The following is a 15,477-nucleotide window of genomic DNA, read 5'->3' as shown; positions in this document are numbered from 1 at the left end:
CCTCCTCTATATCCCCTCATGCATGCACCGGTGCGAGCACCGGAGGACGGTTCCCCGCTGCAACGGGTTCGAAATCGGTAAAGCTTAGGGCTCCTTCGGCAAAACGTATTTCCGGCTTTACGAGAGAACCGTCGCTCATCACGATCATACCGTCTTCGTTTTCGTCGGGATGCTTTCCGATCGGCGCATTCGACAACAAAAGCTTTAAGCGGTTGAGCTGATTGACTTCGCTCGAACCCGGATCGTAATCGATCGCGCTGATATTCGCGCCGGGAAAGCGACGACGGAGTTCTTTTATCATGCCCTTTCCGGTAACGTGATTCGGAAGACAGGCAAAGGGCTGCACGCATGCGATACTCGGCACTCCCGTTTTGATAAGTTCGACCATCTCCGCCGTGAGAAACCAGCCTTCACCCGTGATATTTCCGAGCTGGACGATATCGTCGACGCTTTTCATCTGTTCGTAAATCGTTTCGGGCGCATCGAAGCGCCGGCTTTTGCGGAGGTATTTTTCGATAGGCTTTCTGAAGCGCTCGGTAAACCACACGAGAAGGCGCGCAATCGTTTCGGTCTTTTTCGGGAACGCGAGTTTTTCGTGTCGGAAAATGCCGGTCGAAAACGTATACAGGAAAAAGTTCACCATGTCGGGCATAACCGCTTCCGCGCCTTCGCGCTCGATCGTATCGACGATCTGATTGTTCGCCGTCGGATGGAATTTGACGAGGATCTCTCCGACTATGCCGATGCGCGGTTTTTTGATCGGCAAAAGCGGCAGCGCATCGAAATCGTCGATGATGTTTTTGACAAGTTTGTGAAAACCGCGGACCGAAAGGGAGCGCAGCTGAATCTCCGCCCTGCCGTTCCATTTTTCGTAAAGCGCGTTCGCCGAACCCTGCACTTTTTCATAGGGGCGCGTCCGGTACAAAACGCGCATAAGCACATCTCCTATCATCGAACTCATGATGAGTCGTTCGAGGAGAGGAAGCGTCACTTTAAATCCCGGATTTTGTTCGAGACCGTTTGCGTTCAGCGAAAGGACGGGGATATGTCCCCAGCCCGCATCGTTTAAAGCGCGCCTGATAAAGCCGATGTAATTCGTCGCACGGCAGCCGCCGCCGGTCTGCGAAATGATAAGGGACGTATGATTCAAATCGTACTTGCCCGATTCGAGGGCGGCGATCATTTGCCCCGTGACGAGGATCGACGGATAACACGCGTCGTTGTTGACGAATCTCAAACCGATATCGACGGCGCGCGGATCGACCGCATCGAGTACGACGAATTTATAGCCGGAATATTCGAAGGCTTTTTGAAAGAGACGGAAGTGGATCGGCGACATCTGCGGCGCGATGATCGTATGCGTGTACTTCATCTCTTTCGTAAACACTTGCTTTCGGTACGAAGCGCTTTTTACGACGGGTTTTTGATGCCGCCTCTCGCGCTCCTTTACCGCAGCGATGAGCGAGCGGATGCGGATACGCACCGCGCCCAAGTTTGCACCCTCATCGATTTTAATAAGCGTATACATACGTCCCTTTGCGCGCATGATTTCGTCGACCTGATCGGCCGTAACCGCGTCCAGTCCGCAGCCGAAACTCGTCAACTGCACGAGTTCGATGTTCGGCATTCCGGTGACGAAGGAAGCCGCGCGGTACAATCGATTGTGATACGTCCACTGATCGATGATGCGCAGCGGACGCTCGATGCTGCCCAAATGTGCGACGCTGTCTTCGGTAAAGACCGCAAGTCCCAAATCGTTTATCAGTTCGGGAATGCCGTGGTTGATTTCGGGATCGAGGTGATACGGACGACCTGCAAGCACGATGCCGTTTGCACCGCGTCTGATCGTCTCTTCGATCGCTTCGATACCCTTCTCCTCCGTGTCGCGCCGAAACTTTTCCTGCTCCGCCCACGCTTCGTCGACCGCGCGCGCTATGCGCTCTTTCGTCAATTCAGGAAAGTGCGGGATAAGCTCTTCGGCCAAACGCACAACGAGACGGTCTTTATCGTAAATCGGCAAAAACGGATCCATATATAGGATGGAAGCGTCCTGTCTGAGCGAATCGATATTGTTGCGCAGCACTTCGGGATAGCTTGTGACGATGGGACAATTATAGTGATTGCCCGCAGTCGAATCTTCCTGCAGTTCGTAGGGCGCGCAGGGATAGAAAATAAATTTTACGCCCTGCTGCAAAAGACTTTCGACGTGTCCGTGAGAAATCTTTCCCGGATAGCACACCGACTCCGACGGAATCGTTTCAAGTCCTTTTTCGTAAACCGTACGCGACGATCGGGAAGAAAGACGCACGCGGAAACCGAGCGAAGTGAAAAACGTAAACCACAGCGGATAATTTTCGTACATATTGAGTACGCGCGGAATGCCGACTTCTCCCATCGGCGCATCTTCGGCGCGGAGCGGAACGTAATCGTTAAAAAGCCGCGCGTATTTCCACGCAAACATATTCGGAAGCTTCCCTTCTTTTCCCGCTTCGATATTCGTCGCTTTTTTATTGCTCGCGTCGAGGACATTGCCGTCGAGTTCCGCTCCCCGCTCGCAGCGGTTGCCCGTTACGAACTTTCGCTCGAAGCCGCCGGTGCTGAACGTGTTGATCGTCAAAAGGCAGTTGTTTTGGCATTTGCCGCAGCGGCGGAGATCGAGCTTGACGCTGAACGACTCAAGATCCGAAAGCGTGGCGATGCCCGAACGGATTTCATGACGAGGAGCGCCCGGTCCCTCTTCGGGCTTCGGAGCCGAAAGGTCGAGCCACTGATCGTAGGCGATGAGCGCCGAACCGTAGGCTCCCATGAGACCTGCAACGTCGGGACGGAACACGTGCACGCCCGAAATATTTTCGAACGCGCGCAGCACGGCATCGTTGTTGAACGTACCGCCCTGCACGACGACTTTCGTGCCGATGTCGCTCGCTTTGCGCAATTTAATAACTTTGAAAAGCGCGTTTTTAATAACCGAATACGAAAGACCCGCGGAGATATCGGCAACGGATGCGCCTTCTTTTTGCGCCTGCTTGACGCGGCTGTTCATAAATACGGTACACCGGCTTCCCAAGTCGACGGGCTTTTCGGCGCGCAGCGCCCTTTTGCTGAACTCGCGCACATCCATACCCATCGTGCGCGCAAAATTGTCGAGAAAGCTGCCGCAGCCGGAAGAGCAGGCTTCGTTCAATTGAATGGAAACGATGGCGCCGTCTTTCATGCGAAGGCATTTCATATCCTGCCCGCCGATGTCGAGTAGAAATTCGACGCCCGGCACAAAAAAGTCGGCGGCGCGGAAATGCGTTATCGTTTCGACTTCGCCCGCATCGACGTTGAGCGCCGCCTGAAAGAGCGCTTCTCCGTAACCGGTCGAAACCGCACGCGCGATGTACACGTCTTTCGGAAGCCGCGCATAGAGTCCTTTTAAAACTTTGACGGCAAGGTCTACGGGATTGCCCGCGTTCGCCGCATAAAAATCCCACAGGATTCTTCCTTCCTGATCGATGAGCACCGCTTTCGTCGTCGTGGAACCCGCATCGAGACCGAGAAAGACGGGACCTTTGACAGAATCCAAATCGCCCCGCTTCGCTTTTTCTTTTGCATGCCGACTGACAAATTCGTCGAGATCGCTTTGACTTTTAAACAGCGGCTCCAAGCGCTGCACTTCGCTGAGTTCCGCACCGACGAGATTCGAAAGGCTGCTTCTGAAATCGGCGACCGTCGGAAAAGCAAAATCCGGCATACCCGAATAGCGGCGGTCGGCCGAATACGCGCAGCCCTGTGCGACGAAAAGCTGGGAATTTTCCGGGACGATGATTTCGTCGTCTTTTAATTTCAGCGTAACGATAAAGCGTTCACGCAGCTGATCCATAAAGTGGAGCGGGCCGCCCAAAAACGCGACGTGACCGCGTATCGGCTTTCCGCATGCAAGACCGGAAATCGTTTGGTTGACGACGGCTTGAAAAATGGACGCGGCGATATCTTCGCGGCGGGCGCCTTCGTTGATGAGCGGCTGCACGTCGGTTTTCGCAAAAACGCCGCAACGCGCGGCAATCGGATAGATCGTGTGCGCATCTTTTGCAAGCGTATTGAGGCCGTCGGCGTCCGTTTCAAGGAGAGCGGCCATCTGATCGATAAAGGCTCCGGTACCGCCCGCACACGTACCGTTCATGCGCTGCTCCACGCCGCCTTTAAAATACGTAATCTTCGCATCTTCGCCGCCGAGTTCGATGACGACATCGGTGAGCGGAATGATCGTTTTGACGGCAGTCGTCGCCGCGATAACTTCCTGAATAAACGGAACGGAAAGCCACTGCGACACGGACAATCCCCCCGAACCGGTCACTTTGACGGTAACCGCTCGTTCCGCTCCTCCCGCGATATTTTTTTCGAGGAAGTCGAGAGCTTTGTTTACGACGGATATGATCGTACTGCGGATATCGGCACGGTGACGTTCGTAGTCGCTGTATATGAGCGTATCGTCGTCGTCGAGTACGGCGATCTTTACGGTCGTCGAGCCGACATCGATGCCTATACGGATCGGAAGCAATTCATTATGTAAAGCACTTTGTGTTACTGCCATAAATTCCTTGTTAATTCTCTCCCGTTTTAGCTCTCCTACTATAATAGTAGTAAAGCATAAAATAGGCAAGTTGAACGATTTTACAAATTGACGGCAGGTGCGATCCTATGCGCACATACGGTACCGTAAAAGATCCGCGCGATCCGCCGGGCACATAACGGCGCAAGCGAATCGCACGGTATTCGATTTATTCGCCCAAAAACAATTTCAAATCGTCGTCGACGGTGCCGATCGTCGCAAGACCGAAATTCTTTACGAGCACGTTCAAAACATTGGGCGACAAAAACGCCGGGAGCGTGGGCCCGACGTGAATGTTTTTTACGCCGAGGTACAAAAGCGCAAGGAGCACGATGACGGCCTTTTGCTCGTACCACGCAATATTGAACGCGAGCGGCAGTTTATTGATATCGTCGAGACCGAAAATCTCTTTGAGCTTGAGCGCGATGAGCGCAAGCGAATACGAATCGTTGCACTGCCCCGCATCCAAAACGCGCGGAATGCCGCCGATATCGCCGAGATTCAATTTATTGTATTTGTACTTTGCGCAGCCCGCCGTCAAAATGACGACGTCTTTCGGAAGCCGCTTTGCGAATTCGGTGTAATATTCGCGCGACTTCATCCTTCCGTCGCAGCCGCCCATCACGATGAATTTTCTGATCGCACCGGATTTTACCGCATCGACGATTTTATCGGCAAGCGCAAAAACCTGCTCGTGCGCGAATCCTCCGACAATCGTTCCGCTTTCGATCTCTTCAGGCGGCTCGCAGCTTTTCGCCTGTTCAATGATCGCCGAAAAATCTTTTTTTTCGCCGTAAGAACCGGGAATATGACGGCAACCGGGAACGCCCGTCGCGCCCGTCGTCCACAAGCGGTCTTTGTAGCTGTCGGGAGGAATCACGACACAGTTCGTCGTCATCAAAACGGGGCCGTGAAATTTTTCGAATTCTTCTTTTTGTTTCCACCACGCGTTTCCGTAGTTTCCGACAAAGTGCGGATATTTTTTAAATGCGGGATAGTAATTCGCCGGAAGCATTTCGGAATGCGTGTACACGTCGACGCCCGTCCCCTGCGTCTGTTCCAAAAGCATTTCCATATCTTTCATATCGTGCCCCGAAATCAAAATGCCGGGATTTTTCCGCACACCGATATTAACCGTCGTCGCTTCGGGATTTCCGTACGCGCCCGTATTCGCTTTATCCAAAAGCGCCATACCCTGAACGCCGTATTTTCCCGTTTCAAGCGTAAGGGCAACCAGATCGTCGATCGAAAGACCGGCATCGAGCGTTTTCGAAAGCGCCTTTTGAATAAAGGCATCGACTTCTTCATCATCCTGCAAGAGTGCGTTCGCATGCTTCGAATACGCCGAAAGCCCTTTCAAACCGTATATGATAAGTTCGCGCAGAGAGCGAACGTCTTCATCGCTTGTAGCGAGAACGCCGACCGTCGAAGCTTTCGCATCGAAATCCGATGCATCGCCTTTCCACGTCGCAGCTTCCGGAAGACCCTCCCCGCCCGATACTGAAGGCAAAAGACGCTCGGTCACAGCAAGCGTCTCTTCGATCCGCTTAATAATCGACTCTCTGTCGAAGTTCGCATTCGTAATCGTCGTAAATAAATTGAGCGTTACGAGATGATTAACGTCTTTACTTACAGGAAGCCCCGCTTGACGCATCTTCGTCGTTATGCATGAAAGCCCCTTCGTCACATAGATAAGCAAATCCTGCATCGCCGCCACATCGGGCTTTTTACCGCAGACACCCGAAACGGTGCAGCCTTTGCCGCCCGCAGTTTCCTGACATTGGAAACAAAACATCTTACCGTCCATAGATACCTCTTGTTCTTCTGTATAATTTCGTACATACACATTTCCGCTGCGGTTGCCCTGCCCTTACAGTTCAAACGCTTGCGTTTACAGTTCGAGTATACTAAAATGGGGCGCGGAATGATGTGGTAAAAACCACGCCGATTTTACCGGATTGAACGGCGAGTTTTATTAAACTCGAAATTGAATCTATCAAGTGTTACAACGCAGGAGACGTAAGTGGATACGGCGATGCTTCGTTCGCTGAAAATCTTCAACGGCATGGACGAAAAAGAAACGGCGCGCGCGGCCGAGGCGCTGGGCGTATGCGAGCGCGCATATAAAAAAGGCCAAATCATCTTTCATGCGGGAAAGACGACCGATACGATGGGTATGGTGCTTTCGGGCAGCGTCATCATCGAAAACAACGATCTGTGGGGCAACCGCACGATACTCGGCTACATCGGCAAAGGACAGTTTTTCGGAGAAACCTATGCGCTTTTGGAAAACACCGTACTCCTCGTCGATGCATGCGCGAACGAAGACAGCAGCATCGTATTTTTTAAAATCGGCGCCGTCCGTCGCCTTGCGGCAAGCGGAGAGCCCTGGCTCGTAAAACTTTTGTCGAATCTCCTTATGATCTCCGTCCGCAAAAATATCGCGCTGTCGGAGCGAAGCTTTCACACCGCTCGCAAAACGAGCCGCGCAAAACTCCTGTCGTATCTGAATTTCATTTCACTGAAAAAGAAAAGCACCGAATTCGACATTCCCTTCGACCGCCAGCAGCTCGCCGACTACCTCAACCTCGAACGGACGGCTCTTTCGAAAGAACTCGGAAAAATGCAAAATGACAGTCTCATCACATTTCGAAAAAATCACTTCGTGCTGAACAAAACGAAGTCACAGGGAAAATAGAGGCTATCCCAACATGCACATCTTTTATCAAGGTATGATTCTATTTCGTCGTTTGCCTTTGTTTTCATTGCGCGCATAAAAAATGCCGACCGGTCCGCAAAAGAATCGATCGGCGTCTTACGGACGATCATGCAGGCGGAACAGACTCATCCTGATGTGCGTACGGTTTCCAACCAGCCCAGCATAGTGTCCAGCACGAGGCGGGTGTTTCCGCATTGACAGTGGTTCGACGCCGCTTCTTTGTCGGTGAACAGCCTGAACGTTACCGATTTTGCGCCGGTGAGCGCATCGATTTCTTCGCGGTATAAATGCCAATCGATAAAGTGATCTTTTGCGCCCTGCAAAATCAACACGTCCTGATCGATTTTGTCCGCAATATCGAGCATTTGAAAATCGTTCATTTTTTGCATCCATTCGTACGGGTCTTTTACGCCGTATGCGTGCATGCCGTGATTGAGCGCCCATTGGAAAGCGGGATCTTTTTTTGCTTGACCGTACAACACGGCGTTTATAATGCCTTTTAAGCGAAGACGCAGCAGCGTTTTGAAAAAGTTCTGCGCCGCATCGGGTAAATCAGAGAGGGCTACGTGTAAAAAATTCGGAAACACCGACCATGCGATAACCTGCTTAATGCGTTTTTCAAATGCGGCGGCTCTGGGCGCAAGCATCCCTCCCAAGGAAGCGCCGACGATAACAAGGTCGTCCAAATCGAAATGATCGATGATCGCCGTAACCGGTTTTTCCCATTCGTGCGTAAAAGTTGCTCCCTGCACACGCAAAACGCCGCCCTGTCCCGGCCCTTCAAAAAGATACACATCGTAACCGTTTTCGGCAAAATACAGCATAGGAAAAAACAGCTCTTCAAAATAACTGTCGTTTCCGCCGTGCAAAAGTATCGTTCCTTTCGGAGTTTTATGCGAAGCGCTCATGCCGGCTTTTGTGTACATAACCGGAAGACGGATCGAACCGAACGGAACGTCGAAGCGTTCAACCGTACCCGACGAAAAATAATCGGCATAGTGCGCGTAAAACAAATCGGCGGCTTTTTTATAATACGCAAGCTTGTCGTCGTCGCCGTCCGACATAAAAAATTCGCTCATGCGGTAATAAGCGATCGCGTTTTCGGTTCTGTCTTCTTTGAGCGCATTGTCTCCCAAGCGGATGAGCGTATGCTTCCAGTCGTCATGCGTGCGAATGCCGCGCGACACGGCGGCCGTTTCGTCCAAGTCGCCTCCGTCCCAGTTGATAAGCCTATTAAGTTGAAAATTATAGTTTGCATTGTCGTTTAAATTATATAAACCGACTTTAAATTGAATCATAATTCCTCCAAATAAATATTTTTATAGAAACCTGCTGTAAAGTTTCAAGCGAGTGACAACGTACGATTTATTACAGAATAAAGGATCGAATCGGAAAATACTTCCATCAGGACGCTGTTTTTCGAGTCCTCGATTTTTTATCGTCGAAGTGAAGTAATTTGAAGAACGCGAAGAGTTTCGGCAAGATTTTTTTAAGCGATGTTGCCGGTATCAGCTTCCGCTTTTGAGAAAGTCCGTAAACGATATGCCGCAGTATTTTTTACAGGCGGTTGCAAAATGAGAGGAACTTGAAAAGCCTGCAAGGATTGCGGCGTCCGTTATGCTCGTGCCTTTTTCGATAACGCAGCGGCAGGTCTTTTCGAGTTTTTTTAAGAGAAGATAGTTTTTAAAATCGATGCCGACTTCTTCTTTAAACAAATGTAAAAATCGGCTTTTGCTCAAACACAGCGTACGGGGAAACGTATCGTATGCGTCGCTTTCAATACTTTCGCATTGTTCTATAAGCCGTATCGCTTCGGCAATACGGCAGTCCATATTCCGCTCTCCCTCGCTCTTGCACATATCGCCGAATACGGATGCACCGTTCGCCTTCCGCTTTTTTTGCTTTGCATGCACGGCGAGAGTGCCGACAAGATATTCATCTACGGCTTCCAAGGGATCCCCGTCCTCAAGCATACGTATGAGATGCTTTTCGATTTCGATCGGAAGCGCACCGAAGTTTTTTCCTTTTAGCAGTTCATCGTCGATTATCCGTGAAAGCTCGGACGTCGTATCGATCAAAAACACCGCCATAGGCGCATCCTTGTTTCGTCGTACACAGTGCATGACGTTCGATTGAATGACGGCCGAACGCAGACTTTCACTCTCCTTCTCCGCCGTACAGGTAAAAGGCCTGGACGCCGGGGACATCGATTTTGCCCCTGCCAGCGGTAAGCGCATTTTCGCACGCCGCCTCACGTACAAAAAAACCGCCCCCAAGCCGGAGCTTTTTCCGAACTTGAAGACGGTCAATTCGATTTTCAACGGATAATGAGGCGGCATCCATTACCGACTACCCATTACCCGCTGCCGATTAAATTGCATTAAATCTCTTGCCAACCCCACCCCGCATTAATCTTATACATCTTCCATTTTTTGACGTTTTTCGCTTTTTCAAAGGCGTTTTTCAGTGCCTCAGGTACGGAAAAGTCTGTGTGATTGCCTTCGGTAACGCCGGTTTGTTCGGTATAAAGACAACACCTTGCATTATCGCTGTCCGCCCGCGCCGGTAAATCGTCAAATATCTTTTCAAATGCGTTTGCGTCAAGCCGATTGTTGTAACAGCGCAGCTCTTGCAAAGCGGCACAGCCCTGCACGTTGAGCGCGCCAAGCCGATTGTTGTGGCAGTACAGCCATTTCAAAGCACTTAAGCCCTGCACGTTGAGCGCGGTAAGCTGATTGTCGCTGCAACCCAGCTCTTGCAAAGCACTTAAGCCCTGCACGTTGAGCGCGGTAAGCTGATTGCGGCAGCAGTCCAGCCCTTGCAAAGCGATACAGCCCCGCACATTGAGCGCGCCAAGCTGATTGTCGCTGCAGCGCAGCTCTTGCAAACCACTTAAGCCCTGCACGTTGAGCGCGTCAAGCTGATTGCCGTTGCAGTACAGCTCTTTCAAAGCACTTAAGCCCTGCACGTTGAGTGCGGTAAGCCGATTGTTGCTGCAGTCCAGCACTTGCAAAGCACTTAAGCCCTGCACGTTGAGCGCGCCAAGCTGATTGCTGCCGCAGTACAGCGCTTGCAAAGCACTTAAGCCCTGCACATCGAGCGCGGTAAGCTTATTGTTGTAACAGCGCAGCTCTTTCAAAGCACTTAAGCCCTGCACGTTGAGCGCGGTAAGCTTATTGCCGCTGCAGTCCAGCTTTTTCAAAGCACTTAAGCCCTGCACGTTGAGCGCGGTAAGCTGATTGTTCCAGCAGTACAGCTCTTGCAAAGCACTTAAGCCCTGCACGTTGAGCGCGCCAAGCTGATTGTTGTTACAGTGCAGCTCTTGCAAAGCACTTAAGCCCTGCACGTTGAGCGCGCCAAGCTGATTGTTGTGGCAGTTCAGCGCTTTCAAAGCACTTAAGCCCTGCACGTTGAGCGCGGTAAGCTTATTGTTGTAACAGCGCAGCTCTTTCAAAGCACTTAAGCCCTGCACGTTGAGTGCGCCAAGCTGATTGTTGTAACAGTACAGCTCGGTGATTTTGCCTTTGAGGATTACCCTTGTGCCGTTTGCATGCAGGACGGTTTCGGTGCCGCTTGTAAGCGTCGCTTCGTTGCAGCCTTCTACCGTAACGGAGCCATCGGAGGTTATTACCTTAATCCTAATATCGAGCTTATCGGGGCTTAAGATGAGCGAGGCACCGCCTTCGACAAAGAGTGATTGAAACTTTACTTTAATATCCGCATCTGCCGTTACCGTGTAACTATAGTTTGTATCCGTGCCGGCTTCGGCAATAACTGTGCCGCCGTTTGTCCATTTTTCCACCCCGTAGTCCGGATCAGGCGCTGCGGTAAAGGTTACGGTTTTGCCGTATTCGACACTTATGGGGCTGTTTGTTGTTGCCCCTTCGCCTTCCGCCTGTGCCGTGAGCGTGCCGCCTGTGTCGTCTTTCACGCCGAAATCGATGTTATAAAGAGCGACCCATTTTGCCGTGTATTCCGCATTTGCAGCAGGGAAAACTAAAGTATCCGGCAGTTCGGGATCCCAGCCTTTAAAAGCGAAGCCCGCTTGTACGGGATTGGAAGGAGCGGTCAAGGTCGTGCCGTATTTTCCCGATAGTACAATATCGTCCGTACTGCCGCCTACGTTACCGCCTGCAAGATTAAAGCTTACGCTTACCGTATTGCGCTCATAATAGAGTTCTACGACGGTACTGCCGTCGTCGGCTATCGTGCCGTTTTCCTGTTGGGTGCCGTTTATTTTGGTAAGGGCAGAATTATAGGTAAAGCCGTCGTAGGCTCCGCCGGTTTTCGGCGTATATGCAGCGTTCTCTCCCACCGTGCCGTGTAAGATTTCGCTTTCCGTCGGCTCTGCAGGATAGCTGTCGTCCGTTTGTTCTTGATAGTGTTTTACCGTATACGAGGCCGTCCCCGGCGGAAGCGGTTCAAAGCTCACTTTAACGTCAAGCGCTTTTGTAACGATACGAGTATAGGGGTTGTCGGTGCAGCCTGTAACTACAACATTATCTACCCGCCATTCTTTTATCCTGTAATTTCCAACAGGCGCTGCGGTAAAGAGCACGGTTTTGCCGTATTCGACACTTATGGGGCTGTTTGTCGTTGCCTCTTTGCCTTCCGCCTGTGCCGTGAGTGTGCCGTTCGCGCCGTCTACGCTGAATGTTACCGTGTATGAAGCGGGCGGCGTTTCGCCTCCCGAATCGCTGCTGTCCGAACAGCTTGTAAAGACGAGCGCTGCGGCAAACAATAAAGCGCCCGCCGCTGCGATCTTTTTTAAAAGGGTTTTACCGAGCCCCCCCCTATACAAATGTACGGACTCGATTTTGTTTTGTTCATGCGAACCTCCTATAAAAACTTTTGCAGGAAGTTAGAGCGAAGCTTCAAGCAAGGTGTAACTTCGGTGCCGAATGCTTCCGGCATCTTATCGATATTATAACATATTTTTCGTAATTTTCACAGGAGGCCAAAAGGACAAGACCGCCCCGTCAATCAAGCGAAACGCCGACTTCGCGGTAATAGCGCTTCGCGCCTTCGTGCAGCGGTAAGCCTGCGATGTCCTTTACCGCATCCTGTGCCGTCAAGCCTTTTAAATTGCGCTGCGCGTTTCCGAGCTCGTCGACGTTTTCCCAAAAGGTTTTCGTGAGCATATACACCGTTTCATCGTCGAGCGTCGAATTGCAAAACATCAACATTTTAATAGCCGTCGTTCCGACGTCGGCGTTTTGTCCGGGATAGGTTCCCGCAGGAATCGTATAGCGCGCATACCACGGATAGGATGAACGAAGCTTTTCCAAAATATCGTCTCCGATTCCGACGAGATTGCATCCCGACGAGCAGGCCTGAGAAACGGCGGCTGCGGGAATGCCGCTCATAATCCATGCACCGTCGAGCGTGCCGTTTTGGAGCATGTCGGCAGCATCTCCGAACGCGATGTATTCGGTTTGAATGTCGGACGGATAATTCAAGCCCGCCGCGGTAAAGTGGTTTTTGCACTCGCCTTCAACGCTCGATCCCGCAGCGGCAACGGCAAAATGTTTGCCTTTGATGCCGGAAAGGGATGCGATGCCGGATTTTTTTGTAACGACGACCTGGTTCGGATTAAAATACAAACCCGCTATGATGCGGAGATTTTTATTCGCAGCGCCATCGAAGCTGTCGGTGCCGTTATAGCTTTGCCAGCAGTTCGAGCTCACGGCGATCGACACTTGCGACTCTCCGTCGGCGATCTGATTGAGGTTATCGATGCCGCCGTTCGACGCTTGACTCGACGCGCTCACAAAATCGATCTTCGTGTCCCACACGTTTGTGATCGCGGCTCCTACCGCATAGAGCGCGCCCGACGCGGATGCCGTCGGAAATTTAATAGTCACTTTTTCGTGTCCGCCCGCCGCAGTTTTTTTTCCGCTGCAGCCTGCAAGTACGGCAGCCGCAAAAACCGCGGCAAAGATAATCCTAATCGATACGTTTTTCATATTCACCCCCATAAAACTTTTGCAAACCTCTAAAAACCGACAGAGCTTTTAAAAGCAGCTTTTATTAAAACTTCCGTTTTCAAAAAATTCAACCGCGCGCTTTACAGAACATATGCAAGCGCACTATCATCCGCGTAACCGTATTCTTGAGCCTCCGCTTATGAGCGCTCTTCCGAACCGGAAATCTTTTTCGCCGACACTCGGTTTTTTACATATTGATAAATGCTCACCGCAGCGAGGAGCGCAAAGCCGATCGCATCGGAGGCGACGCCCGCATAGAGCAAAAGAGGAGCGATCGCGATGAGAGAGAGCCGTTCGAAAAGGGATGCGCGGCGCAAAAGCCATCCTTCAAGACCCGCGACGAGCGTGACCGTGCCGACCGATGCCGTAAACATCGACCAGAGGCTCATCGCGAGAGGTGCACTTCCGCTTCCGATGAGCAGCACCGGATTTGCCAAAAAGAAAAACGGAATCAAAAATCCGACAAGCCCTATCCTCACGGCAAGCAATCCCGTTTTAAGCTGATCCGAATCTGCGATGCCGGCTGCGACGTAGCAACTGATCGCGACCGGCGGCGTGATATTCGAAAGGCACGCGTAGATGAGGCAAAACAAGTGCGCCGCTATCGGGAGCACGCCGGTTTTTATTAAAACGGGAACGGCGACAGCCTGCACGATGACGTAGGCCGCCACGCCCGGAACACCCATCCCCAATATCGTAGACATAACCATGACGAGGAGTCCCGTCAAATAGATGCTCTTATTCGGCACGACGTTTAAAATCACGTAGCCCATGTTTAGGCCGAGGCTTGTCAGCGTCACGGTTCCGATGATGACGCCGATGATAATGCAGGACACGCCGACGCCGACGGCACCCTTCGCGCCTTCGACGCAGGCGGCGATTATCTTATCCGCTGTCATACGAGTGTCTTTTCGGAGCCAGCTCGCGCCGACGGCCGCGAAAATCGCTGCGACTGCCGAAAGAAGCGGCGTAAATCCCTTCGCCATCATCGCGATAAGGAGTACGAGCGGGAGCACAAGATGTCCCTGCTCTTTCAGCACTTTCAAAGCATCGGGGATGTTCTCTTTTGAAAGGCCGGGAAGCCCCATGCGCTTCGCTTCAAAGTGAACGGCGAGCAGAATTCCCAAGTAATACAAAAACGCGGGCACGATCGCTGCGAGCATGACGGTCGTATAGCTTATGTTTAAAAATTCCGCCATGACAAAGCCGACGGCGCCCATGATCGGGGGACAAAATTGGCCGCCGGTACTCGCCGTCGCTTCGACCGCCGCGGCGAATTCTTTTTTGTAGCCTGTCCGCTTCATAAGCGGAATCGTAATCGTACCGGTCGTTGCGACGTTTGCGACGGCCGATCCGTTTATCATGCCCATGAGGGCGGAAGCTAAGACGGCGACTTTTGCAGGCCCTCCCGGCGTGCGCCCGACGAGCGTCAAAGAAAAATCGTTGATAAACTTTGAAAAACCGCTGTGCTTTAAAAAAGAGCCGAAGACGACGAATAAAAAAATATACGTCGCAGACACACCGACGCCGACGCCCAAGATTCCCTGCGTACCCCAAAACTGCGTAACGAGTACGCGCTTTATCGTAAAGCCGTTGTGTCCGAGCTGCCCCGGAATATATTTCCCGAAAAAATTATACGCAAGGAAGAGCGCCGCAAGAAAGGCAAGATTTCCCGAAGTGCGGCGGGCCGCTTCAAAAACGACTGCGAGCGCAAGAGCGGCAACTGCAATTTGAAACGGCGTAACGCGGCCGCCGCCCCGAGCGACCGCCGTATAGTGAAGTATAAAATAACCGAACGTAAAAAGAGCAAAAGCGATGAGAAAAAAATCGATGACGGGAGGAAAGCGGCGCTTTCTGTTTTCTTTTTTTGCCGCAGGATATAACAGAAACGCGAACAAAAGCAAAAAAATGCTGTGAAACGCGCGCAGGTTTACGGCGCTCATCACTCCGACGGTATTGAAATAGAGCTGAAAGACGACCCAAACGCAGAGCAAAACCGTAATGATCTTTTCCGTCGGACCGGTATACACTCTGGTTCGGGAATCGGTATCCGTGTCTTCAAGCAATTTTTGCGCAAGGGCAGCTTCGGTCGATTTCGGCATACGCCTTCCTAAAAGTTTGTATGCGGTCGATTGTATAAACATACATCGGAAAAGTCAATGATTTTGAAAACGCGT

The 15,477-nt window shown here is 51.6% G+C and carries 9 protein-coding genes; 2 read left to right on the top strand and 7 right to left on the bottom strand.

What is annotated here, in order from left to right; translation table 11 throughout:
- Positions 1–16: 16 nt before the first annotated feature.
- Positions 17–4,576 carry an acyl-CoA dehydratase activase-related protein gene (locus tag IZU26_RS12345; RefSeq protein ID WP_433279388.1) on the bottom strand — a complete coding sequence of 1,520 codons (4,560 nt, stop codon included), beginning with the start codon at positions 4,574–4,576 and terminating at the stop codon, positions 17–19.
- Between the two features lie 187 nt (positions 4,577–4,763).
- Positions 4,764–6,401, bottom strand: coding sequence for a hydroxylamine reductase (gene hcp / locus IZU26_RS12340; protein WP_433279386.1), 1,638 nt, complete (start codon positions 6,399–6,401; stop codon positions 4,764–4,766).
- A gap of 216 nt (positions 6,402–6,617) precedes the next feature.
- Between hcp and IZU26_RS12335 the strand changes: the two genes are divergently transcribed.
- Positions 6,618–7,292, top strand: coding sequence for a Crp/Fnr family transcriptional regulator (locus IZU26_RS12335; protein WP_433279384.1), 675 nt, complete (start codon positions 6,618–6,620; stop codon positions 7,290–7,292).
- A gap of 146 nt (positions 7,293–7,438) precedes the next feature.
- Here the strand turns inward: IZU26_RS12335 and IZU26_RS12330 are convergent, their stop codons facing one another.
- A complete protein-coding gene (locus tag IZU26_RS12330; protein WP_433279382.1) occupies positions 7,439–8,611 on the bottom strand; it encodes an alpha/beta hydrolase in 1,173 nt (390 codons plus the stop codon).
- A gap of 210 nt (positions 8,612–8,821) precedes the next feature.
- Positions 8,822–9,403: a helix-turn-helix domain-containing protein gene (locus IZU26_RS12325; RefSeq protein ID WP_433279380.1), complete on the bottom strand. Its 582-nt coding sequence runs from the start codon at positions 9,401–9,403 to the stop codon at positions 8,822–8,824.
- A gap of 46 nt (positions 9,404–9,449) precedes the next feature.
- On the opposite strand from IZU26_RS12325, the gene IZU26_RS12320 reads away from it, so the two are divergent.
- The gene (locus tag IZU26_RS12320; RefSeq protein WP_433279378.1) at positions 9,450–9,641 is read left to right on the top strand and encodes a hypothetical protein; all 192 of its coding nucleotides are present in this window, start codon (positions 9,450–9,452) and stop codon (positions 9,639–9,641) included.
- Between the two features lie 52 nt (positions 9,642–9,693).
- Here the strand turns inward: IZU26_RS12320 and IZU26_RS12315 are convergent, their stop codons facing one another.
- From IZU26_RS12315 to IZU26_RS12305, 3 genes are all read right to left on the bottom strand, one after another.
- Positions 9,694–12,114: a leucine-rich repeat domain-containing protein gene (locus IZU26_RS12315; RefSeq protein WP_433279376.1), complete on the bottom strand. Its 2,421-nt coding sequence runs from the start codon at positions 12,112–12,114 to the stop codon at positions 9,694–9,696.
- Positions 12,115–12,292: 178 nt separating this feature from the next.
- A complete protein-coding gene (locus tag IZU26_RS12310; RefSeq protein WP_433279374.1) occupies positions 12,293–13,279 on the bottom strand; it encodes a TAXI family TRAP transporter solute-binding subunit in 987 nt (328 codons plus the stop codon).
- Positions 13,280–13,437: 158 nt separating this feature from the next.
- Complete coding sequence (locus IZU26_RS12305; RefSeq protein ID WP_433279372.1) at positions 13,438–15,402, bottom strand: TRAP transporter permease; 1,965 nt, start codon at positions 15,400–15,402, stop codon at positions 13,438–13,440.
- Positions 15,403–15,477: the final 75 nt, after the last annotated feature.

Source organism: Treponema sp. SP13, assembly GCF_050938355.1.
GTDB classification, from domain to species: Bacteria; Spirochaetota; Spirochaetia; order Treponematales; family Treponemataceae; genus Treponema_D; species Treponema_D socranskii.
The sequence above is the reverse complement of the archived record's forward strand: the minus strand, read 5'-3'. Positions and strand labels throughout refer to the sequence as shown.

What these genes read in the sequence shown, in the direction of transcription:
- IZU26_RS12345 (WP_433279388.1), bottom strand. Translation starts at nt 4,576, where the DNA reads ATGGCAGTAACACAAAGTGCTTTACATAATGAATTGCTTCCGATCCGT.
- hcp (WP_433279386.1), bottom strand. Translation starts at nt 6,401, where the DNA reads ATGGACGGTAAGATGTTTTGTTTCCAATGTCAGGAAACTGCGGGCGGC.
- IZU26_RS12305 (WP_433279372.1), bottom strand. Translation starts at nt 15,402, where the DNA reads ATGCCGAAATCGACCGAAGCTGCCCTTGCGCAAAAATTGCTTGAAGAC.
- IZU26_RS12330 (WP_433279382.1), bottom strand. Translation starts at nt 8,611, where the DNA reads ATGATTCAATTTAAAGTCGGTTTATATAATTTAAACGACAATGCAAAC.
- IZU26_RS12320 (WP_433279378.1), top strand. Translation starts at nt 9,450, where the DNA reads ATGACGGCCGAACGCAGACTTTCACTCTCCTTCTCCGCCGTACAGGTA.
- IZU26_RS12325 (WP_433279380.1), bottom strand. Translation starts at nt 9,403, where the DNA reads ATGGCGGTGTTTTTGATCGATACGACGTCCGAGCTTTCACGGATAATC.
- IZU26_RS12310 (WP_433279374.1), bottom strand. Translation starts at nt 13,279, where the DNA reads ATGAAAAACGTATCGATTAGGATTATCTTTGCCGCGGTTTTTGCGGCT.